Raw genomic sequence first — 22985 nt, 5'->3', positions numbered from 1 at the left:
CTCGATGGTTGACTGATAGATGATGGCTGCCATCAATCACCGGTCTCGCTTCGTGGCTCAGGCATCGCGCCCCATGACGAACCTTTTGAGGAGACGATCATGCTTGAACTCAGACCCTTCAGCTCGCTGGGCGGCGCCCATCACGGCTGGTTGGATGCCCATCACCATTTTTCGTTCGCCGAGTACTACGATCCGCAACGTATGAGCTGGGGCAACCTGCGCGTGTGGAACGACGACATCATTGCCGCCGGCACGGGCTTCCCTACTCACCCGCACCGCGACATGGAAATCATCACGTACGTGCGTGAAGGTGCGATCAGCCACCAGGACAACCTGGGCAACAAGGGCCGCACCGAGGCTGGCGACGTGCAGGTCATGAGCGCCGGCACCGGAATCGCCCACAGCGAATACAACCTGGAAGCCACGGACACCAAGATCTTCCAGATCTGGATTCTGCCGACCGAAACCGGCGCACCGCCGTCCTGGGGCGCCAAACCGTTCCCGAAAGGCGACCGCGAAGGTTTCGTGACCCTCGCCAGCGGCAAGGACGGTGACGATCAGAGCCTGCGCATCCGCGCCGACGCGCGCTTGGTGGCGGCCAATATCAAGGCCGGGGAAACGGCTGAATACCGTCTCGATGCCGGGCGTCGTGCCTATCTGGTTCCGGCCACGGGCGTCATTGAAGTCAACGGCTTGCGCGCACAAGCTCGAGACGGTGTGGCGGTGGCTGATGAACAGGTGTTGACCGTCACGGCGCTGGAAGACAGCGAGATCGTGCTGGTGGATCTGGCCTGATCGGCGAATCGCGGGCACAAAAAAGGGCGACCTCAGGGTCGCCCTTTTCCGTTGTCTGGATTTATTGGGTGCTGATTGCACCGTCTACCAGGGTTTGTGCTTCAGCCACCAGTTGCTTGAGGTGGCCGTCGCCGATGAAGCTTTCAGCGTAGATCTTGTAGATGTCTTCAGTGCCCGACGGGCGCGCAGCGAACCAGCCGTTTTCAGTCATCACTTTCAGGCCGCCAATGGCCTGATCGTTGCCTGGAGCCTTGCTCAGAATGCTCTGGATCTTCTCGCCCGCCAGCTCGGTCGAGGTGACCTGCTCCGGCGACAGTTTGCTCAGCAGCGCTTTCTGTTCCGGATTGGCCTTGGCGTCGACACGCACCGAGAACGGCTCGCCCAGTTCATCGGTCAGCGCACGGTAGGCCTGGCTTGGGTCGCGTCCGGTACGGGCAGTCATTTCAGCGGCCAACAGGGCTGGAATCAGACCGTCCTTGTCAGTGCTCCAGACACCGCCGTCCTTGCGCAGGAACGAGGCGCCGGCGCTTTCTTCGCCGCCAAAACCCAGCGAGCCGTCGAACAGACCATCGGCAAACCATTTGAAGCCAACCGGTACTTCATATAGGCGACGGCCCAGACGCTTGGCCACGCGATCGATCAGACCGCTGCTGACCACGGTTTTACCCACGGCAGCATCGGCGCGCCATTGCGGACGGTTCTGGAACAGGTAGTCGATCGACACCGCCAGGTAGTTATTCGGTGCCAGCAGGCCGCCGGACGGTGTGACGATACCGTGGCGGTCGTGATCCGGATCGCAGGCGAAGGCCACGTCAAAGCGTTCCTTCAGACCGATCAGGCCTTGCATGGCATGGCTGGACGATGGGTCCATGCGGATCTGCCCGTCCCAGTCGACGGTCATGAAGCGGAACGTCGAATCGACTTCCTTGTTCACCACATCCAGGTCCAGACGATAGTGCTCGGCAATCGCCGACCAGTAGCGCACCCCTGCTCCGCCCAACGGATCGACGCCCAGGCGCAGTTTGGCCCCGCGAATGGCATCGAAGTCGATGACGTTGATCAGGTCGGCGACGTAGGTGTTGACGTAGTCGTGACGGTGGGTGGTTTCGGCCTTGAGCGCTTGCTCGTAGCTGATGCGTTTGACGCCGGCCAGTTTGTTGGCCAGCAGTTCGTTGGCCTTGGCTTCGATCCACTTGGTGATATGGGTGTCGGCCGGGCCGCCGTTGGTTGGGTTGTATTTGTAGCCGCCGCTTTGAGGCGGGTTGTGCGACGGCGTAATGACGATGCCGTCGGCAAGGCCCGTGGTGCGACCACGGTTGTAGCAAAGAATGGCGTGGGAGACTGCCGGGGTGGGCGTGTATTCATCGCCTTCGGCGATCATTACGGTCACGCCGTTGGCCGCCAGCACTTCCAGGGCGCTGGCCCCGGCCGGGGTCGACAACGCATGGGTGTCGATACCGACGAACAGCGGCCCGGTGATGCCCTGGGCTTCGCGATACAGGCAGATCGCCTGGCTGATGGCCAGAACGTGCCACTCGTTGAAACTCAAATCAAAGGAACTGCCCCGGTGCCCGGAGGTGCCGAACGCCACGCGCTGGGTGGAAACCGAGGCGTCGGGTTGACCGGTGTAATACGCCGTAACCAGTCGCGGGATGTCGACCAACAGTTCTGCCGGTGCCGGTTTGCCCGCAAAAGGACTGAGTGTCATGCAAAACCTCTGAAATAGAGTGGTTCAGGAAATTACACCGGAGTTTACTGGCAGTTTGTCCGGAGTGCGATGGGGTCTATTGCGTACAAGCCGAGTGTTTGCGCGCATCTGTCCGCGGAGCCAGTCGCAACGCATCCCCAAGCAGTCCGACAAGTCTTAACAACTCGTGTTCCGTGCCACCGATCGCGCTCAAAAGCATGTGCTGCGCGTGCAACCCTCTGAGGCTGAACAACTCCCCCGGAGCAATCAGCACGTGCTGCTTGAGCAACCGTTGAAACACGGCATCCATCACGACCGGGCGCGCAGAATGCAGCCAGATTGTTGCGCCGCCATCAGGTTCCACGATTTGCAGAAAGTCGCCCAGACGCTCACGTATCAAATCGATCCATTGCGTTCGGCGCTCTCTGAGCAAGTGCTTGAGCACTGGCAGATGCTGGTCGACCCGCCCGCTCGCATAGAGCCGGGCAATGGCTTTCTGGCGGATCGGTGACAGGCGGAACGAACGCAGCAGGAAGTGACGCTGCAGGTCCGCACGCCATTGCCGCGACAGGACAAAACCGTAAGGTGCTTCGACCCCGATGATTTTTTCGAACATGGAAAACACCAACAGACGGTCGGGATCCACCAACTCGCGCAGCGGCTCCCCTTCGGCGTCGTCCAGCAAGTCGCCGTGGCAATCATTTTCCAGCAACCAGGTGCCATGACTCAGCAGCAAATGCGCAATGGCTTCACGGCTGGCCGGCGGGATACGACTACCGTGGGGCATGTTCAATCTGGAGGACAGCAGGATCAATCGCACCCGCTCGCTTTCAAGCAGTCTCTGGAGTTTCTGCGGATCGAATGCCCCGTCCGGCTGTAGCGGCAACTCGATCACCTGAACCTCGGCGGACTGGAAAAGGCGCAGGATCATCCAGTCACACGGCGATTCGATCACCACGGTTGCGTGGCGCAGCTCAAGGACGGCGATCAGGATTTCCAGCACTCCTCGCAGATCGGCACCGATGTAGACGTCTTCAGCGTGCCAGCAATGAGCGGCCGATGACGTGTAGCGCGCCGCCAGCAGCGTGCGCAACTCAAGCTCGCCGCAAGGCTGGACCGGCGTTTGCAGGTGCCGGGGATACTGGCGCAACAGCTCTCGTTCAAGCATCAGCAACGGACGATCGAGGGGCTGGATCGACGCCGGCTCATCGGCGCTCAATACCTGCATGCCAGTGCATCTGGCGTTGACGTACACCGTTTCCAGCAAATCACCGCCGCGTCCGGGCGGCATGACCGACGATGCAGGCTGCGCGAAGTACCCGGATTTGGCGACGGAATAGACCCGGCCTTCTTTCTCCAGTAGCGCGTAAGCATATTGAATAGTCGATATCGAAACGTTCAACCGCTCGGCCAGCTGCCTTAACGATGGCAGTCGAATCGCCCCTTGGTTGCCCGGCTCGCTGATCAGTTGCGTCAGGTAGCGATAGACCGCCTGGTAGGCAAAATCAGATTCTCTCGGCTCACTCATGAGCGTACGTCCGCAGAGGTGTCCGTGTGATCGGGCGACAAAATCCCATTCAACCTTCCGCCGAGCGGTCGCCCAGAGTGACCTCGTGCTCGGGCAACTCCTGAGCTTGTGCGACGTGTTCGCCCATCCGGACAGCCCCCATTGCATATAACCGGCAGATCAGTCGCAGGGGCAAACCGCTGACATCAGTCATCCATTGCAAGACCTGCTCCGGCGCGTGCAAACCCTGCATGGCGCGGTGCAGGTCCGGCATGGCGACCAGCATGCCGGGGTGACAAGTGCGCAGGAATCGCTCGAGACCGGCACCGGAATTGTTGAAGGGAGCGAACAACAGACAAACCAGTTGCGACTCATTGATACTGAAATTCTTTTGCAGGGACGACGCTGCCAGCGACCGATGCTCGGCGAGATCTTTGTCGAACGTGGCAACGAAGCGTTCGCAAATCTGCTCGGGCGTGTTCCTGCGGCGCATCGTGGCCAGGCATTGCTGCAGATAGTCCGATACGCCGGCCTCGTAGGTACTCCCTTCGATGTAACTGGCTTGCAGTCCCTTCAAATAGCCGCCGATCAAGGGATCAGCGCACTCGCCGGGGCGGGCTTCAAGCATCATCTCGTCAGCCTGAAACCCGAGAAAATCGCTGAGCAAGGGCCAGCGCTCCTCCATTTTGCCGACGACCATATCGTCGATCCCGATATAGCTGGTGCGACGACAGGCTTCGAACTCGCCGAGCGGACGCCACGGCACCCGATCGTCTTGCGAGTAGAGTTCGCGATAACAATCGCCGCCGATGTTGTCGAGCAGACTGAACAGTTCATCGAACCCGCCGCCCTTTCGCGACAGATCGCCCATGCCGACCTTGCGCACTGCGCGGTCCAGCCCATCGAGAAACTGCTCCTGACGGTGTGCGCTGTCGCTACTGATCAATGCATCGACACCGTTGTTCCATCGGGCGACCTGGCCGTAGAACTCGGCGGTGGTCAAGTACTCGTCATCCCACAACGTCAGCTCCTCATTCCATCCACGACGATGCCCGACCATCAACAGGTCGATTCTGCCGGCTTCACGACCTTCATCGCAGACAGGTGTCAGATGGTTGAAAGGCAGAATCTCGCGATGATCGACCATCAACAGTTCGACCCTCGGATCGTCATGCAGAAACAGGGCGCTGAAACTGCGATGCAGATTGTGCAATGCCGAAGCCGGTAAGCCATTGCTCCGCAAGGTTGCGACCCGTAACTGGAACGTAGCCGGTGCACGCCCGGCAATGCTCAGCTGGGCAGCACGCAACAGGGCCAGGCTGTAGCTGCAATCTCGTGTGCCGGACTGAATCGTCATCACCTTGAATTCACCGATGCGATCCATACCTCCGGCAGCGACCGCCAGCCGCTGGATCAACAGCTGCAATGCCGTGCGCTCGGCACGGGAAAAGAAACTCAGCAGTCGTTGCAATACTTGCTGGTAGACATAATTCATTGCCTGATCATGGATCGTGCTCATCAGTACTTCACCCGGTATCAAAGGTTTTATATCGCACGGACGCAAATGGCGGACGCACAATCATTCTTCATTAATTAATAGACGCTGAAATGCTAACACTTAAGCTTTTGTAGTTATTTGAAACAGTTGAGCGCGCGGCATTTTAGAATCACGAAGGGCGTGACCGAAAGCCCCGTCGTTGCTGGGCTCCTTGCAAGGTCGAGCTTTCCTAGGAAACTTCTTACAAGCCCCTGCACATGATGAGCACAAGAAAAAAAGAAGGGATTACATGACACGCCTACAAACTTTAAACAAAAGTTTGAGATGCGATGATAAACAGCAGATTGATACTGCACAGAACAAATAGAATGCACAGACATAGCTCATTCCTTGAGATGAAAGTAGTCATTCAATTATCAGGGTCTGGAGGGCAATTAGAAGATACAGATCGAGAGCAAAAACCAGTTCAGTTGCTGAACGTCCCCAGGCGTATGGCCCAGGGGCTTCTCGATATCTGAAGGATTAAACGCACAAGAGTCCGTGCGACCACGGACTCTGATTGGAAGGGTCAGGCAGTTTCGATTTGCAGGGCAACCCGCTCGCGGCATGGGCATTCGTCCATGTAGCGGTGAGCTTCGACAAACTCGTTGAACGGAAACACACGAGTCTTGAGCGGCACCAGCACACGGTCGGCAGTGAGCTGGTTGATATCACGCAAGGCACGCTGCAAGGCGACGTGATCCTGAATGATGCCGAGCTCCGGTTTGCCGGTGAAGTTGCCGATGCAATGCACGAAGAACTGAATGTTCTTCTGGAATGCTGCGCAGGCCGGGAACGGCGTTTGGTTGCCGCCCTGCAGGCCGTACAGCACCAGACTGCCACGGGGTGCCAGCACATCGCCGAGCAGCGACATCTGAGGCCCGCCGAGACCGTCGAACACCACGTCGACGCCGCGGTTGTCGGTGATCTTGTTGATCCGCATCAACAAGTCTTCTTCTTCAGTGACGATCACTTTCTCGGCACCGAGCGACAGCAGATACTCACGTTCCTCCGCCGTTTTGGTGGCAGCAATCACCCGCACACCCAGCGCCTTGCCCAACTGGACGAAGGACGGACCGGCACAGTGGCTGGCGTCGGTCACCAGGGCGAACTGCCCGGGTTTGACCCGTGCCAGATCAACGTACCCGAAATAGGCGATCAACAGCGGCGTGTAATGCACGCTGGCTTCAATCGGGCTGAGCACGTCCGGATAACGGGTCAGCGCGGTGCGCGGCAGAACGATCAGTTCGCCGTAGACCGGGTAATCGTTGGGGCTCTCGGCCGGGAAGCTGGCCACCTTGTCGCCCACGGCCAGATCTTCGACGCCGTCGCCGATCGCCGTGACCACGCCGGCCATTTCATGACCAAGGCCTGAAGGCAGACGCGCCTGGGACGACGCCAGATTCTGGCGCCAGAGCGTGTCATACCAGCTGATGCCGATCGCCTCGACACGCACCTGCACTTCGCCAGGACCTGGCTGAGCAGCCGCATGCTCTTCGCATTTGAGCACCTCGGCTGGACCAAACTTGTGAAAACGGATCGTGCGGGACATCGCAAACCTCGTCAAAGTAACCTCTAATGCCATGAACTCTATCTGGGCTTTCCAGCCAAGACTATCAGTGGCTATTAATAGTCGACATGCCTGTCATTGATTCCGCAGCATGGTCAGCATTGAAAAAATCCATGAAAAAACTGCTGCCGCCTTCTCAGTAAAGCTGAATTACCCGGTGCAGACTACCAGCCTTTCCCCGTAAGATTCATGCCGGCCATTGTTCTCATATGGTCGCTCTCGTCAAGCTTGATGACTCTGCCAGGACTCCAGATGAATCGTAATGACCTGCGTCGTGTCGACCTCAACCTGTTGATCGTGTTCGAAACGCTGATGCATGAGCGCAGCGTGACCCGTGCGGCGGAAAAGCTGTTTCTCGGCCAGCCGGCGATCAGCGCAGCGCTTTCTCGCCTGCGTGGCCTGTTCGACGACCCTTTGTTTGTGCGCACCGGGCGCAGCATGGAGCCTTCCGCCCGCGCGGTGGAAATCTTCGCCCTGCTCTCCCCGGCCCTGGACTCGATTTCGACAGCCGTCAGCCGCGCAGCGGAATTCGACCCCGCCACCAGCACTTCAGTATTTCGCATCGGTCTGTCGGACGACGTCGAATTTGCGTTGCTGCCAATGCTGCTCAAACGCCTGCGCGCCGAAGCACCCGGCATCGTGCTGGTGGTGCGCCGCGTCAACTACATCCTGATGCCCGGCCTGCTCGCCTCCGGCGAAATCTCCATCGGCGTCAGCTACACCACCGACCTGCCGGCCAACGCCAAACGCAAGGTCCTGCGCCGCAGCGCACCCAAATTGCTGCGCGCCGATACTGTGCCGGGACCGTTGAGCCTCGACGATTACTGCGCCCGACCGCATGCGCTGGTGTCGTTCGCCGGCGACCTCAGTGGTTTCGTCGATGAAGAGCTGGAAAAACTCGAACGTAAACGGCATGTGGTACTGGCGGTGCCGCAGTTCAACGGACTGGGTACGCTGCTGGCGGGCACCGACATCGTCGCGACCGTCCCCGATTACACGGCGGAAGCGCTGACGGCGGCTGGTGGTCTTCGCGCGGAAGATCCACCGTTGCCGACACGCACTTTCGAGCTGCACATGGCGTGGCGTGGGTCGCAGGATAACGATCCGGGTGAGCGGTGGTTGCGGTCGCGGATTCAGATGTTTTTTGGGGATCCGGACAGTCTCTAGGCTTCCTTTGGGGCATCTCCTGGTTACGGACGAGTTCGAAGCGGTTTGGCAAACCGGATCAAAGGTGCAACGCGGGTTTGGCCTGGCGAACGCCATGGACAGAATGCACGCGGACACGCAGCGCAATCAGTAACGCGGCCAGCAGCATCAGCACGGCAGCCGCTACGAACACGGCTGCACTTCCTCCGAGGTTGAACATCGCACCGCCAGCGGCCGCGCCCGTTGCAATGGCGGACTGCACAGAGGCCACCACCATGCCCCCGGCGCTTTCCGCCTGATCAGGTACCGCGTTGGCGACCCAGTTCGACCACGCCACCGGCACTCCACCAAAGGCCAGGCCCCAGATCGCCAGCAGTACCGCCTGCCCCGGCACCGAGGCCGGCAACAGCACCAACGCCAGCGCTGCGACACCGACCAGCGCGGGCATCAACACCAGCGTCGCCAGCGGGTGGCGCTCCAGCAGCCTGCCGGCCAACAGCGTGCCGACGAAGTTCGCCGCACCGAACCCCAGCAGCATCAGCGACAACCCTTGCGGACCGATGCCGGTAGTCCCTTCAAGGAATGGCCGAACATAAGTGAACATCGCAAAGTGCCCGCTGTGCACCAGTACACAGCCGAACATGCCGATGGCGATGCCCGGACGCTGCAACACCTCGAAAACGGTGCGCAGTCTTGCCGGCCGGCGCGGCGCGAGGCGCGGCAGAGTGAGCGACTGGAAAGCCAGGGTCACCAGGCCTACCGCCGCCGCTGCAAAGAACGCGTTGCGCCAGCCATATAACCCGCCCAGATAACTGCCCAGCGGCACTGCCACCACCGTCCCAATGGCTATGCCGCTGAAAATGATCGACAACGCCCGAGGCAACAGAGCATTCGGCACCAGGCGCATCGCTACCGCTGCCGCCATGCTCCAGAACCCGCCAAGGGCAATACCCAGCAAGATGCGCATCAACAACAGCACCACGAAGCTGGAAGAAACGGCGACCAACAGATTCGAGGCGACCATCAACGTGGAAAAGCCCAGCAACACCCAACGTCGGTCGATGCTGCGGGTCAGACCTGGCACCAACAAGCCAGCGAACAGCGCCACCACGGCTGTTACCGTCACCGCCTGGCCAGCCAGCGCTTCGGACACTCCCAGTTCGGTAGCCATCAGCGTCAACAAACTTGCGGGAAGGTACTCAGCGGTGAGTAATCCGAACACACCCATTGCCAATGAGAAGACGGCCATCCACGCGGGCGTCGCAGGCTCTACATCCGCACCGACGCCGCAATGGCGGTCGGATACGGCGTTACATACACAGTTATTCATCGCACGGATCTCCCAATGTTCATTGCGAGCCGAGTCTAGGCGCTGAAAACTGGATGATCTATGATCCAAAGTCTCTACTTTTTGATCAAAACCCCTGAACGATGTCTGCAGACCAGTTTGCTCTCTCCTCGGACCTCATCAATGAGCTATTGCGCGGCATGCGCCTGCGTGGCGTTGAATACCGGCGTATCCAGGCGGGTCCAACGTTCGGATTGAGCTTCGCGGAAAAACCTGGGCACGCCTGGTTCCACTTCATGGCCGTTGGCAATGCGGTACTGCAAATGGAGGACGGCAACACCTACGCGCTGTCTGCCGGCAACGCCGTGTTCATCTCCCATGGCGCGTCCCATCAACTGTTTTCCCATCCGGACGTGCCTGTTCAAGACATCGACCGTCTAGACGGCGAAACCTTGGGTGACACCGTCAGCGCGGTGGATACCGGAGCGGATGCCAGCCCCACGCCGAGCACTATCTTGTTCAGTGGTTGCATGGAGTTTGAACTGGGCAGTATCCATGGGCTCGGCCGGCTGATGCCGGGCCTGATGCTGATTGATGCCGGTGGCCAGCGTTATCCCGGGCTGGTACCGATCCTGGCCACCATGGAGCGCGAGGTCAGCGCCGCCCGCGTGGGCTTTGCCGGCATCCTCGCGCGGTTGGCCGACGTGGTGGCCGCCATGGTCGTTCGCGGCTGGGTGGAATGCGCCTGCGGCAATGCTTCGGGTCTGATCGCCGCCTTGCGCGATCCACGCTTGGCCGGTGCACTGCTTGCGCTCCATCAACAACCGGGCCGCGACTGGACCGTTGCGCAGTTGGCAGAGCACTGTAATACCTCACGTTCGGTATTCGCGGAGCGCTTTCAGGTCACGATTGGCATGACTCCACTGCGCTACGTGACCGAACTGCGAATGCGGCTTGCAAGCCAGTGGCTGACGCTCGAAAGGCTGCCGATTGAAGAGGTGGCGCAGCGTTTGGGTTATACCTCCCAGGCTGCGTTCAGTCGTGCATTCAAACGTATTACGGGCAGGACACCGGGCTTGAGTCGCAAGGCGAGGCAGCCCGCGATTACTTGAAGTCGAGCGCAAGGAGTCGATGATCCTTGCCCCTGTCTCACTTACCGCCCGTTACGTCGAGGAATGTACCGGTAACAAATGATGCCTCTGCGCCAGCCAGCCATAAAATGGCCCGCGCCACTTCCTCCGGCTGCCCGCCTCGCCCCATCGGGATAGAGTCCTTTACCCGATCGACCCGCCCCGGCTCGCCGCCGCTGGCGTGCATATCGGTATAGATATGTCCGGGTCGAATACAGTTGACGCGTATTCCTTCCCGGGCGACCTCTTTGGCGAATCCGATGGTGAACGTTTCCAGCGCACCCTTTGATGCTGCGTAGTCCACATATTCATTCGGACTGCCCAGACGGGCCGAGGCCGACGACACATTGATCACCACGCCGCCCGCACCGCCGTGCCGCAGGGACATGCGCTTTACGGCCTGCTGGGCGCACAGTATCGGCCCGAGCGCATTGACCGCAAAGATGCGTTGCATGCGTTCGAAACCCAGGTCTTCGAGACGTGACTGTTGCGCCAGCACCCCAGCGTTATTGACCAGGACATCGATGCGCCCGAACGTGCGGTCGATCGCGGTAAAAAGACTCGCGACCTGCTCGGGATCGGCACTGTCGGCGCGCATCGCCAACGCCCTGCGCCCCATCGCTTCGACATCCGCCGCAACCGCCAGCGCGGCGGACTCATTGGCAACGTAACTGATTGCGACATCGTAGCCTTGGGCAGCAGCGAGTCGGGCGGTGGCGGCGCCTACTCCACGACTGCCACCCGTGATCAGAATCAGCGGAGCCTGCGAGACGTTGACCATGAAAACTACTCCTGAGCAAATAAAGCCGAATCAGCCGATGATGATCGCGCCGCTGGCGATCACCACACAGGCCAGCATCCGGCGGACGGTAAGTGTTTCGCCGAGGAACAGGTAGCCAAGCAGCGCCGCAAACAGCACGCTGGTTTCACGCAGGGCTGACACCGCGCCCAGCGGGGCTTCGTTCATCGCGTAGATAACGATTGCATAGGCAAGCAGAGAGACCAGCCCGCCCATTGCCGCAGCGAACATTCCGGGCCGGATCGAAAACAGGCTGCGGGCATCGCGCAAACCGATGTAGACCACCGGCATCAGCACGCCCCACAAGGTGCTCATCCACACCGTGTAGGCCAGCGGTGCACCGGAAAGCCGCGCGCCAATGCCATCGACCACGCTATATGCCGCGATAAAGCAGCCGGTTCCCAATGCGTAAGGCAGGCTGGGCACCGACAGCCTGCGTCCCCGAAAAGCCAGCGAAATGATTCCGCCTGACACCAGCGCAATGCCGAGCAATTCGCCGGGGGTGATGGTTTCGCCGGCAAACAATGCGGCGCCCAGCGTGATCAACGCGGGCGAAGAACCGCGCGAAATCGGATAAATCTGCCCAAGATCGCCGACCCGGTAACTGCGCACCAGAAAGAGGTTGTAGCCAACGTGCAGCAATGCCGACAGCAGTGCATATCCCCAGCTCCGAGGTGCAGGCGCCACCATGAACATCGCAGCGACTGCGCAGACTAAGGCGATGGCAACGCACATCACCGTCATCGACCAGAGCCGATCGGCACCGCCGCGCAGCAGCGCGTTCCAGCTGGCGTGCAGCAGCGCGGCGAACAGGACAAGGAGGAAGAGATGAGTAGGCATTGGCCATTTTAGGCAGCCCGAACGGCCGGATTACAGAGAAGACTCCTCACTGTGCCATGAGCGATTCTTCATACTTCAAACGAGCTCGCCCCGCACTTTAATTGCCTCGCTGAGTAACCACTCGCGAAAACTCACAATGTGCGGCTGTACCTCAACGCCCTTGGGACAGACGAAGTAGTAGGCAAGCGGTGACTGAAACGGCACATCGAACAGCCGCACCAGACGGCCATCGTCAATTTCCTTCTCGACATGCCCGCTGCGCACCAGAGCAATGCCATGGCCGAGCAAAGCCGCCTCGACCGTCATATTGGTATCGCCAAACCTGACGCTTTCCCGCAGCGGCAAAAACGCCAGCCCGACGGACTGGAACCACGCTTCCCATTTCGGCGCCAGTTCGGCACCGTCGCGAGCCAGCAGCGGCAACTGCAACAAACCGGCGGGACTGCCAGGCATTCCGACGCGTTGCAGTAGTTCGGGACTGGCCACCGGGAAAACCTGCTCACCGAACAAAAACTGTGAATACAGCCCGGGATAGTCGCCCTTGCCCAAGCGGATCGCGACATCGGCTTCGCTGCTGGCGAAGTGGATGACCTTGTCCGTGGTGTCCAATGACACCAACAGTTCCGGGTGCTGGCGGGCCAGGCTCGGCAAGCGTGGCAGCAACCATTTCAACGCAAAGGAATACGTCGTGCTGACGCTGAGCCGCACCCTGCCCTTTTGCTCGCGCAAATCGGCCAGCGTCGCCGTAAGGGTCATGAAGAACTCGCGCACAATCGGCGCCAGGGTAGCGCCCGCAGGCGTAAGGCGTAACGACTTGCCCCGTTCAAACAGCTGCACGCCCCAAAGTTCTTCCAGATGCCGCAGCTGATGGCTGACCGCGCTCTGGGTCACATGCAATTCCTGCGCGGCGGCGGTGAAAGTCGGGTGCCGGGTGGATACTTCGAAAGCCCGCAAGGTTGCGGTCGGGGGTAGATCTCTCATAAACACAGGGTCCGGGAATGGCAAAACATCGAGGCATGAGTATCAGGTCATGTTAGAGCGAAATGTTGTGGGTTGCCTGTTCCGGGTCACAGGACTGTTGATGTTGGCGTATTGCTCCAGCAGCCAGGCGAGGTCTTTGTAAACAAGCGCCATATGCTCCGCAAGGATGTCGAGGCTCGGTAACTTCAGCGGAATATTTAATCGCCGCATAATCCTCACCGCGCAATTTCGCCTGCGACAGTTGCCGATCACGCAACACAGAATTGTCATCGAATCGATTGATAGCCTCCTAACGAAAGGTGCATGCTAGAGGGCTTTCCTCGGGCTTATATCATTCCGAATGATAGTTACCTTCGTGTCATTCGATTCGTTTGCCATCTACCCGCCGAGCATCATCCGCCCATCTTCAATACATTGGCGGATGCATCCATGGAACAATCACTCAAACATTTGCGCTTCCCGTTGGCTCTATTGGCCGTGCTGGTGATGAGCGCGTGCGGCAAGACTCCGGAAACCGCCGCCACCATGCCCGCTGCCAAGGTCAGCGTGGCCAAGGTGCTGGAACAACCGGTCAACGAGTGGGACGAATTCACCGGGCGCCTCGAGGCGCCGGAAACCGTTGAAATCCGTCCGCGGGTCTCCGGCCAGATCGACGAAGTCGCCTTCACCGAAGGTGCGCTGGTCAAGAAAGGCGACCTGCTGTTCCAGATCGACCCGCGTCCGTTCCAGGCTGAGGTCCGCCGCCTCGAAGCTCTGGTTGCCCAGGCCCGCGCCAACGCCACCCGCAGTGAAAACGAAGCCGGCCGTGGCGAACGCCTGCGTGCCAGCAACGCCATCTCCGCTGAACTGGCCGACTCGCGCACCAGCGCTGCACAAGAAGCTCGTGCTGCTGTCGGCGCGCTACAAGCGCAACTGGATCTGGCCAAACTGAACCTGAGCTTCACCCGTGTAACCGCACCGATCAGCGGCCGCGTCAGCCGTGCCGAGATCACCGCCGGTAACCTGGTGACCGCCGACACCACTCCGCTGACCAGCGTTGTGTCCACCGACAAGGTTTACGCGTACTTCGACGCCGATGAGCGTGTGTTCCTCAAATACACCCAACTCGCCCGTCAAGGTCAGCGCGGTGCAACTACTCCGGTGTACATGGGCCTGTCCAATGAAGACGGCAACCCGCACCTGGGCCAGATGAACTTTATCGACAACCAGGTCAACCCGAAGACCGGCACCATCCGTGGTCGCGCGGTGTTCGACAACAGCGACGGCAGCTACACCCCGGGTCTGTATGCACGCCTGAAACTGGTCGGCAGCGGCACCTACAACGCCATGTTGATCAACGACGAAGCGGTCGGTACCGACCTCGGCAAGAAGTTCGTGCTGGTGATGGATGGCGACAACAAGACCGCCTACCGCGCCGTCGAACTCGGTCCGAAGATCGAAGGCCTGCGTATCGTGCGCAGCGGCCTGAACAAGGACGACACGATCGTCGTCAAGGGTCTGCAACGGGTTCGTCCTGGCTCCCCGGTTTCGCCTGAAGTGATCCCGATGGCCAGCGAGCAAACCATTGCCGCTCTCGCTCAACAACGACAAGCGCTGGAAGCCAGCAACCTGCCCAAAGTCGCACCTGCCAAAGGCGCGCCGGGTTCGGTTGTGAAGCTGGCTGCTGCGACCCCACGCGGTTAAGGGACGACAACTCCGATGAATTTTTCCCAATTCTTCATTTCACGGCCGATCTTCGCAGCGGTGCTGTCGCTGCTGATCCTGATCGCCGGTGCGATTTCGCTGTTCCAGTTGCCGATCAGCGAATACCCGGAAGTCGTGCCACCGACCGTGGTGGTGCGTGCCAACTTCCCGGGCGCCAACCCAAAAGTCATCGGTGAAACCGTGGCGGCTCCGCTGGAGCAAGCCATCACCGGCGTCGAGAACATGCTGTACATGTCCTCGCAGTCCACCGCTGACGGCAAGATCACCCTGACCATCACCTTCGCTCTGGGCACTGACCTGGACAACGCGCAGGTGCAGGTGCAGAACCGCGTGACCCGGACCGAGCCGAAACTTCCAGAAGAAGTGACGCGCATCGGTATCACCGTCGACAAGGCTTCGCCCGACCTGACCATGGTTGTGCACTTGACCTCGCCGGACAAACGCTACGACATGCTGTACCTGTCCAACTACGCGATCCTCAACATCAAGGATGAGCTCGCTCGCCTCGGCGGTGTCGGTGACGTGCAGTTGTTCGGTATGGGCGACTACTCGCTGCGTGTATGGCTCGACCCGAACAAGACCGCTTCGCGCAATCTGACCGCAACTGATGTGGTGACCGCGATTCGCGAGCAGAACCGTCAGGTGGCCGCCGGCCAATTGGGCGCGCCCCCTGCGCCGAATGCCCAGAGCTTCCAGCTGTCGGTCAACACTCAAGGCCGTCTGGTCTCCGAGGAAGAGTTCGAGAACATCATCATTCGCGCTGGCGATAACGGTGAAATCACTCGTCTGAAGGACATCGCCCGCGTCGAACTGGGTTCCAGCCAGTACGCCCTCCGTTCGTTGCTGAACAACCAGCCGGCCGTAGCGATCCCGATCTTCCAGCGTCCTGGTTCCAATGCCATCGAAATCTCGAACGAAGTTCGCGGCAAGATGGAAGAACTGAAGAAAAGCTTCCCGCAAGGCATGGACTACAGCATCGTCTATGACCCGACGATCTTCGTGCGCGGCTCCATCGAAGCGGTGGTTCATACCCTCTTCGAAGCACTGATTCTCGTGGTACTGGTGGTGATTCTGTTCCTGCAGACCTGGCGCGCCTCGATCATTCCCTTGGTGGCGGTGCCGGTATCGTTGATCGGTACGTTTGCGGTGATGCACCTGTTCGGTTTCTCGCTCAACGCCCTGTCGCTGTTCGGCCTGGTACTGGCGATCGGTATCGTGGTGGACGACGCCATCGTGGTGGTCGAGAACGTCGAGCGGAACATTGAACTGGGGCTCAACCCCTTCGATGCGACCAAAAAGGCCATGGGCGAAGTAACCGGCCCGATTATTGCCACGGCACTGGTGCTGTGTGCGGTGTTCGTACCCGCCGCGTTCATCTCGGGCCTCACCGGTCAGTTCTACAAGCAGTTCGCTCTGACCATCGCCATTTCGACCGTGATCTCGGCTTTCAACTCGCTGACCCTGTCGCCAGCGCTGGCCGCTGTGTTGCTTAAATGTCACGACGCACCGAAAGACCGCTTCTCGCGAGTGCTGGACAAGATCTTCGGTGGCTGGCTGTTCCGTCCGTTCAACCGTTTCTTCGACCGCGCCAGCCATGGCTACGTCGGCACCGTGCGCCGGGTCATCCGTGGCAGCGGCATCGCCCTCTTCCTGTACGCAGGCCTGATGGTGCTGACCTTCTTCGGTTTCTCCAGCACGCCGACCGGTTTCGTACCCGGCCAGGACAAGCAATACCTGGTGGCCTTCGCGCAACTGCCGGACGCCGCGAGCCTCGACCGCACCGAAGATGTGATCAAGCGCATGTCCGACCTGGCACTGAAACAGCCGGGCGTGGAAAGCGCCGTAGCGTTCCCGGGCCTGTCGATCAACGGCTTCACCAACAGCCCGAACGCCGGCATCGTGTTCGTGACCCTGAAACCGTTCGACGAGCGTAAAGACCCGAGCATGTCCGCCGGTGCGATTGCCGGTGCATTGAACGGCCAGTACGCCGGGATTCAGGAAGCCTACATGGCGATCTTCCCGCCGCCGCCGGTACAGGGGCTGGGCACCATCGGTGGTTTCCGCCTGCAAATCGAAGACCGGGGCAACCTGGGCTACGAAGAGCTGTACAAGGAAACCATGAACATTATTGCCAAGAGCCATAACGTTCCGGAACTGGCCAACCTGTTCACCAGCTACACCGTGAACGTGCCGCAGGTCGATGCCGCCATCGACCGGGAAAAAGCCAAGACCCACGGCGTGGCCGTCAGCGACATCTTCGACACCCTGCAGATCTACCTGGGTTCGCTGTATGCCAACGACTTCAACCGCTTCGGTCGTACCTATCAGGTCAACGTTCAGGCCGAGCAGCAGTTCCGCCTCGAGTCCGATCAGATCGGCCAGCTGAAAGTACGCAACAACAAAGGCGAGATGATCCCGCTGGCGACCTTCATCAAGGTCAGCGACACCTCGGGCCCGGATCGTGTGATGCACTACAACGGCTTCATCACCGCTGAAATCAACGGTGCAGCAGCCCCGGGCTACAGCTCCGGCCAGGCCGAAAAAGCCATCGAGAAACTGCTCAAGGATGAACTTCCGAACGGCATGACCTACGAGTGGACCGACCTGACCTACCAGCAGATTCTGTCCGGCAACACTGCGCTGTTCGTGTTCCCGCTCTGCGTGTTGCTGGCGTTCCTGGTACTCGCGGCTCAATACGAAAGCTGGAGCCTGCCACTGGCGGTAATCCTGATCGTACCGATGACCCTGCTGTCGGCCATCACCGGTGTGATCATTTCTGGTGGCGACAACAACATCTTCACCCAGATCGGCTTGATCGTACTGGTTGGCCTGGCGTGTAAGAACGCGATTCTGATCGTCGAGTTCGCCAAAGATAAGCAGGAAGAAGGCCTCGATCCGCTGGCCGCTGTACTGGAAGCCTGCCGTCTGCGTCTGCGGCCGATCCTGATGACCTCGTTCGCATTCATCATGGGTGTGGTGCCACTGGTGTTCTCCAGCGGTGCCGGTGCCGAGATGCGTCATGCCATGGGTGTGGCGGTGTTCTCCGGGATGCTCGGTGTGACCTTCTTCGGTCTGCTGCTGACCCCCGTGTTCTACGTGCTGATCCGCAACTTCGTGGAGCGCAGCGAAGCGCGCAAAGCGGCGAAGGCGAACAATCTTCAAAAGCCACTGGAGGCGCACCCATGAGTCTGAAAGTCTTCCTGCCGAGCCTGCTGGTGCTGGCCCTGAGTGCCTGCGCCGTCGGCCCTGACTACAAGACCCCGACGACGGAGGCGGCGAACATCACGTCCGCCACCGATGGCGCCGCCGGCCAGAAGAACTTCGACCGTTCGAAATTCGAAGGCATCTGGTGGCAGCAGTTCGACGATCCGACTCTCAACCAGTTGGTGACCCAATCGCTGCAAGGCAACCGTGAACTGCGCGTGGCATTCGCCCGCTGGAAAGCCGCCCGGGCAATCCGCGACGACGTCAGCAACGACGCAATGCCGACCATCACCAGCCGCGCCAGCAGCGACCTGGCCAAAGGTCAGATTCCGGGCCAGACCACCAAACGGGTCAACAGCGAACGCTACGACCTGGGTCTGGACATGGCGTGGGAGCTGGACCTGTTTGGACGCATCCAGCGCAATCTGGAAGCCAGCGACGCCGACCAGCAAGCGGCCGAAGCCGATCTGTACCAACTGCAAGTCACCATGATTGCCGAACTGGTGGACGCTTACGGTCAACTGCGCGGTGCCCAGCTTCGGGAAAAGATCGCCCTGGCCAACCTGAACAACCAGCAGGAGTCGCGCAAGATCACCATCAGCCTGCGTGACGCCGGCGTTGGCGATCAGCTCGATGTTGAACGGGCCGATGCCCGTCTGGCGTCGGTCGAAGCCAGCGTGCCGCAGTTGCAGGCAGAACAGGCCCGGCAGAAAAACCGCATCGCCACCCTGCTGGGTGAACGTCCGGACAAACTGACCGTCGACCTGAGCCCGAAAGACCTGCCGGCGATTGCCAAGGCCTTGCCGATCGGTGATCCGGGCGAACTGCTGCAGCGTCGTCCGGACATCCTCAGCGCAGAACGCAAACTGGCTTCGGCCACGGCGCGTATCGGTGTGGCCAAGGCCGACCTGTTCCCACGGGTCAGCCTCAGCGGTTTCCTCGGCTGGACGGCCGGGCGTGGTTCGCAGATCGGTTCCTCGGCGGCCAACGCCTGGGCACTGGGCCCAAGCATCACCTGGGCAGCGTTCGACCTCGGTAGCGTGCGGGCCCGTCTGCGCGGCGCCGATGCCGATGCCGAAGGCGCACTGGCGACCTACGAGCAGCAAGTATTGCTCGCGCTGGAAGAGTCGGAAAACGCCTTCAGCGATTACGGCAAACGTCAGCAACGGCTGATCTCGCTGATCCGCCAGAGCGAATCAAGCCGCAAGGCTGCCGACCTCGCCGAAATTCGCTACCGCGAAGGCACCACCGACTTCCTGGTGTTGCTCGACGCCCAGCGTGAACGTTTGAACGCCGAGGACAGTCAGGCCCAGGCCGAAGTGGATCTGTATCGCGGCATAGTCGCGATCTACAAGGCCCTCGGTGGCGGTTGGCAGCCAGAGGCGGTCGCCAGCAAGTAAAAGGTTTTTAAAGAGCTCCTTTGGTTGGCCGCAACCAACCAAATTTTTTGCCCCGCGTATCATTCGGTCGCGGGGCTTTTTTGTACCTGTCTTTCTCGGTTTTCCAGCACTGTGACCGTCGCCGTGGTGCCGGCTCTCAATCGATCCTTGCCTGCGTAATCAGGGTCGATGCCGATCCGCACCGGTACCCGCTGCGCCAGTTTCACCCAGGTGTAGCTGGGGTTGATGTTGGCCAGCAATCGACTTCCCGGGGCGTTTTCCCGGTCGGCAATGGCGAAGGCGATGCTTTGCACGGTTCCACCGAATTTTTCCCCGCTCATCAATTCGATCCGCACCCGATCACCCTCCTCGATCCGAGGCAATTTGGTTTCTTCGAAATAACCGCTGACATAAAAGGAGCCACTGTCGACCAGTGCCAGCAACGCACCGCCGGCCACCGCGTAATCCCCTTGACGGGTCAGCAGATTGGTGACGTAACCGCTGACCGGCGCTTCGACACGGGTACGTTGCAGATCCAGTTCGGCCTGGGTCAATGCAGCTATCGCCAGTTGCACGTTGGCTTCAGCCAGACCGAGATTGGCCTGATTGCGCAACAGATCGGCCTGGGCCACGGCCACGTCGGTACTGGACTTCTCCCACTCCTCCCCGGAAATCGCGAACCCTTGCTTGAGCGTGCGTCGCCGGCGTTCTTCGCTCTGGCGCTGTTTGAGCAACGCTTCGCTGGCGACAATCGCCGCTTGCGACTGCCCGAGCGTGGCCTTTGAGACCTCCACCGAGCGTTTCGCATGCTCGACCGCGAGGCTGTAACGAGCCGGGTCGATCTCCAGCAACAACTGGCCCTTGTCGACATGCTGGTTGTCCTGCACCGCCAGTGTGACGATGCGGCCCGAAACATCCGCCGACAGCGTCACCACATCCGCCCTCACCCGCGCATCCCGCGTCCACGGAGCTCGGGTGTAATGTTCCCAGGCAAACCAGCCAAGCACGATTGCCAGCAGCACCACTGCCAAGGTCGTCAATCGAGTGAGCAACGTCTTCAAGGTTTCAGGCTCCCATCAGCAAAATCAGTGTGGCGCACACGCAGGCGTACAAGGCGCCCTCGAACAGCGCCTCATGCCAGACAAAACGCAGGACGCCAAGCCGGCGCAAACCCCAGTCGAGCAGCAGAAAAACCGGTATGGCCAGCAACAAGGCCTGGGCGATAGGAGGCAAGTAAACGCCGCCGATCTCGAAATCAATGGGCAAGGACGGACTCTCCTTCAGAACGGTCGGGCTGCAAATGTTCGCCATGCCGCTCCAGAAACGACACCACGATCAACAGGGCCACTCGCATGCGAAACACCGACCATAGGTGTTCATGGGTGGCGACATGCAAGGCATCCAGCTCATCGCCGAGCGAATGCAGCGTAGTCAGCAACGGTGTCAGGCGCACATCCGGTCGGCCGGCGACGAAACGACCGGTCTGACGCAGCGCCGTCGACAGCTGCCGACCGAAAGCGTCCGTGAGCAAGGCGTTGTTCTGTGCCTGTTGCCTCAGTTGGTGCATGGCCACGCCCAGCGCCACGCAGGCGAGACTGATTTCATACAGGCGCTGCATGTCCCGATCGTTGGCGGCGGGTAACACGCCCAGCATTGAAGTCAGGCGATCGACCATTCGACTTTCGAAGGCGAATTGCTCTTCGTCGGTAGCCGGGCTTTTTGTCAGTTGATAGACCTGCTCCCGCGCCTCGTTATAAAAGCGCCTGATTCGAAAGGCCGGGCGAAAAGGGAAGATCCAGGCGTAGACAATCAAAGCCAGCATCGCCGCACTGACATAGGCCCCGGCGAATTCGAACCATTGAATGGCGGTGTTCTGCCCGGTGCCGACGTTCTGCGGACCGAGCATCAGGAAACTCGACAGCCCCAGCCCCATTCCGATACCGGCGGTGGCCGGGCTGGACAGTCCGACCGCGATCACATACAGCAAAGGCGCGAGCAACAAGGCCAACATTTCGAAATCACTGATCGCCGGGACCAGCATGAACTGATAAAACGCCGAAACCACCAGGGCCAGTCCCAACCCTCGCGCGTAACTCTGCGCAGCAACCAACGGGCGCGGAAACGTCGCCATCAGCGAACACAGAATCCCCACCAGAATCATCCCGCCCCGCGCGCCGTCCCAGGCGGTTTCGATCCAGATCAGTCCGGCCACCAGTAACGCGCTGAATGCGCGGATGGCGTTCATCGTCGCGAGCGTGAAATCCAGGTGCAAGGGGCTGGACTGGCCACGGAACATGCAGCTGGCCTCCCGGCCTTCCTGTATCGCATCGCTCAGTTCGAGAATCTGCTCCAGTTGCTGCAACAGCCGCGCCTGTTCCCAGCGCAATGCCCAGGCCAGCGAGCGCAGGGTTGCACTCATGTCTTCCGTCAGTTGTTCGGCCTTGTAGGCCAGCGCTTCGAATTGCTGTTGCAGCGCGACGAACTGGTGCCGCACCTCGGCTGGCAGTGAGCGTCCTTGCTGTGCGAGCTGATCAAGCAGTGCCAGCTCCTCGGCACGCAATTGCTGGATGTCCAGCGGCAGATCGCCCTCCCAGCGTTCGGTGAGCAGTTCCCGCTGGTGACGCAACGCGGTGAGGCGCGAGGTCAGCAGCATCAGCTGATTGCCCAGCAACAGCACCAGATTGTTGGCACTGCGCAGGCGTGGAGCATCGAAATACAAGTGCCGGCGCAGGCCTTCGAGGGCGCTGATCTCCCCCAGCAGCTGCATTTGCCGACGCTGAAAGTCCGCTTCGCTTTCTTCGGTGCGCAGCACGGCGGCGGCATGGATGGCGGCGAGCTTGATCACCTGATCAACCTTCGCGAAATAGTTGCGTGATACCGCCTCGGGCCGCGCCGTCAGCAGGCTGACCACGCATACGCACGCCACCGCCAGCAAGGTTTCGGTAACCCGGGTCACCGCCAGCAGAAAGGTGCCGTCCTGATCCGGAATCGCCAGCAGCGCCACCACCACGGCGGTATACCCGCTCAACACGAACGCCTGGGAACTGGTGTAGCGCAGCAACGTGCCGCCCGCCGTGCACAGGGCCAGCCACAGCGCCAGGGTCGTGATGAACGGCAACGGCGCCTGGGGAAAGATCGCCATCAGCACCACCGCCACCACCGCGCCAAGGGTTGTCCCGATGATTTGCCCGAAGCTGCGTGCCAGCGCCATCCCGGCCAGTGGCTGGCTGATGATCACCACGGCCATGATCGACCACTTCGGCTGATCCAGGTCGAACAGGAACGCCAGGTACAAGGTCAGCAATCCGGCGGCAATGGTGCGTAAACCAAACAGCAGCACGGCCTGGCTGGGGTGGATCACCGCCTTGAAATAAACAAGCAGGGATTGCATGGGTAGCCTCTTCGAAACAACTTCTGC

General features: G+C 60.4%; 17 protein-coding genes. 6 read left to right on the top strand and 11 right to left on the bottom strand.

The features are described 5' to 3' along the window. The first annotated feature begins 99 nt into the window (after window positions 1-99). Window positions 100-795 (top strand): pirin family protein, encoded by a 696-nt coding sequence (locus ABFB52_RS14795; RefSeq protein WP_085683700.1) that lies wholly within the window; start codon window positions 100-102, stop codon window positions 793-795. A gap of 61 nt (window positions 796-856) precedes the next feature. Here ABFB52_RS14795 and pgm read toward each other — a convergent pair whose 3' ends face one another. The 4 genes from pgm to ABFB52_RS14775 form a co-directional block, all read right to left on the bottom strand. Continuing rightward, window positions 857-2503: a phosphoglucomutase (alpha-D-glucose-1,6-bisphosphate-dependent) gene (pgm, locus tag ABFB52_RS14790; protein ID WP_102686197.1), complete on the bottom strand. Its 1647-nt coding sequence runs from the start codon at window positions 2501-2503 to the stop codon at window positions 857-859. 76 nt (window positions 2504-2579) lie between these two features. Continuing rightward, on the bottom strand, window positions 2580-4010 hold the full coding sequence (locus ABFB52_RS14785) for a PLP-dependent aminotransferase family protein (protein ID WP_129972737.1): 1431 nt from the start codon (window positions 4008-4010) through the stop codon (window positions 2580-2582). A gap of 49 nt (window positions 4011-4059) precedes the next feature. After that, a complete protein-coding gene (locus ABFB52_RS14780; protein ID WP_129972738.1) occupies window positions 4060-5508 on the bottom strand; it encodes a hypothetical protein in 1449 nt (482 codons plus the stop codon). Window positions 5509-6055: 547 nt separating this feature from the next. Further along, entirely contained in the window at window positions 6056-7078 is a 1023-nt protein-coding gene (locus ABFB52_RS14775) for a zinc-dependent alcohol dehydrogenase family protein (RefSeq protein ID WP_102686200.1), read from the bottom strand. Between the two features lie 270 nt (window positions 7079-7348). Between ABFB52_RS14775 and ABFB52_RS14770 the strand changes: the two genes are divergently transcribed. After that, on the top strand, window positions 7349-8263 hold the full coding sequence (locus tag ABFB52_RS14770; RefSeq protein ID WP_074690647.1) for a LysR family transcriptional regulator: 915 nt from the start codon (window positions 7349-7351) through the stop codon (window positions 8261-8263). A gap of 58 nt (window positions 8264-8321) precedes the next feature. Here ABFB52_RS14770 and ABFB52_RS14765 read toward each other — a convergent pair whose 3' ends face one another. Continuing rightward, on the bottom strand, window positions 8322-9572 hold the full coding sequence (locus tag ABFB52_RS14765) for an MFS transporter (protein ID WP_129972739.1): 1251 nt from the start codon (window positions 9570-9572) through the stop codon (window positions 8322-8324). A gap of 101 nt (window positions 9573-9673) precedes the next feature. Here ABFB52_RS14765 and ABFB52_RS14760 point away from each other — a divergent pair, with 101 nt between their 5' ends. Further along, window positions 9674-10642, top strand: coding sequence for an AraC family transcriptional regulator (locus ABFB52_RS14760; protein WP_129972740.1), 969 nt, complete (start codon window positions 9674-9676; stop codon window positions 10640-10642). A 37-nt stretch (window positions 10643-10679) separates the two neighbouring features. On the opposite strand, the gene ABFB52_RS14755 is transcribed toward ABFB52_RS14760, so the two are convergent. From ABFB52_RS14755 to gcvA, 3 genes are all read right to left on the bottom strand, one after another. Then, on the bottom strand, window positions 10680-11441 hold the full coding sequence (locus tag ABFB52_RS14755; RefSeq protein WP_129972741.1) for an SDR family oxidoreductase: 762 nt from the start codon (window positions 11439-11441) through the stop codon (window positions 10680-10682). Between the two features lie 30 nt (window positions 11442-11471). Continuing rightward, entirely contained in the window at window positions 11472-12299 is an 828-nt protein-coding gene (locus tag ABFB52_RS14750) for a DMT family transporter (RefSeq protein ID WP_129972742.1), read from the bottom strand. A 75-nt stretch (window positions 12300-12374) separates the two neighbouring features. After that, window positions 12375-13280: a transcriptional regulator GcvA gene (gene gcvA / locus ABFB52_RS14745; RefSeq protein ID WP_129972743.1), complete on the bottom strand. Its 906-nt coding sequence runs from the start codon at window positions 13278-13280 to the stop codon at window positions 12375-12377. A 429-nt stretch (window positions 13281-13709) separates the two neighbouring features. On the opposite strand from gcvA, the gene mexE reads away from it, so the two are divergent. Genes mexE through ABFB52_RS14730 form a run of 3 tightly spaced genes read left to right on the top strand, consistent with a single transcriptional unit; the run spans window position 13710 to window position 19588 of the window. Next, window positions 13710-14963 carry a multidrug efflux RND transporter periplasmic adaptor subunit MexE gene (gene mexE / locus ABFB52_RS14740; RefSeq protein ID WP_011334072.1) on the top strand — a complete coding sequence of 418 codons (1254 nt, stop codon included), beginning with the start codon at window positions 13710-13712 and terminating at the stop codon, window positions 14961-14963. A 15-nt stretch (window positions 14964-14978) separates the two neighbouring features. Beyond that, a complete protein-coding gene (locus ABFB52_RS14735; protein WP_129972744.1) occupies window positions 14979-18170 on the top strand; it encodes an efflux RND transporter permease subunit in 3192 nt (1063 codons plus the stop codon). Continuing rightward, window positions 18167-19588, top strand: a complete 1422-nt coding sequence (locus ABFB52_RS14730) for a TolC family protein (RefSeq protein ID WP_102686206.1) — start codon at window positions 18167-18169, stop codon at window positions 19586-19588. The genes ABFB52_RS14735 and ABFB52_RS14730 overlap by 4 nt, the downstream gene beginning before the upstream one ends. A 59-nt stretch (window positions 19589-19647) precedes the next feature. Here ABFB52_RS14730 and ABFB52_RS14725 read toward each other — a convergent pair whose 3' ends face one another. Genes ABFB52_RS14725 through ABFB52_RS14715 form a run of 3 tightly spaced genes read right to left on the bottom strand, consistent with a single transcriptional unit; the run spans window position 19648 to window position 22958 of the window. Continuing rightward, window positions 19648-20628 (bottom strand): HlyD family secretion protein, encoded by a 981-nt coding sequence (locus ABFB52_RS14725; RefSeq protein ID WP_129972745.1) that lies wholly within the window; start codon window positions 20626-20628, stop codon window positions 19648-19650. A gap of 4 nt (window positions 20629-20632) precedes the next feature. After that, a complete protein-coding gene (locus tag ABFB52_RS14720) occupies window positions 20633-20833 on the bottom strand; it encodes a DUF1656 domain-containing protein (protein ID WP_085745740.1) in 201 nt (66 codons plus the stop codon). Then, window positions 20823-22958, bottom strand: coding sequence for an FUSC family protein (locus ABFB52_RS14715; RefSeq protein WP_129972746.1), 2136 nt, complete (start codon window positions 22956-22958; stop codon window positions 20823-20825). Before ABFB52_RS14715 ends, ABFB52_RS14720 begins: the two co-directional genes overlap by 11 nt. Window positions 22959-22985: the final 27 nt, after the last annotated feature.

The sequence above is a fragment of the Pseudomonas sp. 9.2(2024) genome, from assembly GCF_039695385.1.
Lineage (GTDB): Bacteria > Pseudomonadota > Gammaproteobacteria > Pseudomonadales > Pseudomonadaceae > Aquipseudomonas > Aquipseudomonas paraglycinae.
Note: the sequence above shows the minus strand (reverse complement) of the source record. Positions and strands in the feature narration are given on the sequence as shown.

Coding starts and splice junctions, on each gene's coding strand:
- ABFB52_RS14795 (WP_085683700.1), top strand. CDS start 100: ATGCTTGAACTCAGACCCTTCAGCTCGCTGGGCGGCGCCCATCACGGC.
- pgm (WP_102686197.1), bottom strand. CDS start 2,503: ATGACACTCAGTCCTTTTGCGGGCAAACCGGCACCGGCAGAACTGTTG.
- ABFB52_RS14785 (WP_129972737.1), bottom strand. CDS start 4,010: ATGAGTGAGCCGAGAGAATCTGATTTTGCCTACCAGGCGGTCTATCGC.
- ABFB52_RS14780 (WP_129972738.1), bottom strand. CDS start 5,508: ATGAGCACGATCCATGATCAGGCAATGAATTATGTCTACCAGCAAGTA.
- ABFB52_RS14775 (WP_102686200.1), bottom strand. CDS start 7,078: ATGTCCCGCACGATCCGTTTTCACAAGTTTGGTCCAGCCGAGGTGCTC.
- ABFB52_RS14770 (WP_074690647.1), top strand. CDS start 7,349: ATGAATCGTAATGACCTGCGTCGTGTCGACCTCAACCTGTTGATCGTG.
- ABFB52_RS14765 (WP_129972739.1), bottom strand. CDS start 9,572: ATGAATAACTGTGTATGTAACGCCGTATCCGACCGCCATTGCGGCGTC.
- ABFB52_RS14760 (WP_129972740.1), top strand. CDS start 9,674: ATGTCTGCAGACCAGTTTGCTCTCTCCTCGGACCTCATCAATGAGCTA.
- ABFB52_RS14755 (WP_129972741.1), bottom strand. CDS start 11,441: ATGGTCAACGTCTCGCAGGCTCCGCTGATTCTGATCACGGGTGGCAGT.
- ABFB52_RS14750 (WP_129972742.1), bottom strand. CDS start 12,299: ATGCCTACTCATCTCTTCCTCCTTGTCCTGTTCGCCGCGCTGCTGCAC.
- gcvA (WP_129972743.1), bottom strand. CDS start 13,280: ATGAGAGATCTACCCCCGACCGCAACCTTGCGGGCTTTCGAAGTATCC.
- mexE (WP_011334072.1), top strand. CDS start 13,710: ATGGAACAATCACTCAAACATTTGCGCTTCCCGTTGGCTCTATTGGCC.
- ABFB52_RS14735 (WP_129972744.1), top strand. CDS start 14,979: ATGAATTTTTCCCAATTCTTCATTTCACGGCCGATCTTCGCAGCGGTG.
- ABFB52_RS14730 (WP_102686206.1), top strand. CDS start 18,167: ATGAGTCTGAAAGTCTTCCTGCCGAGCCTGCTGGTGCTGGCCCTGAGT.
- ABFB52_RS14715 (WP_129972746.1), bottom strand. CDS start 22,958: ATGCAATCCCTGCTTGTTTATTTCAAGGCGGTGATCCACCCCAGCCAG.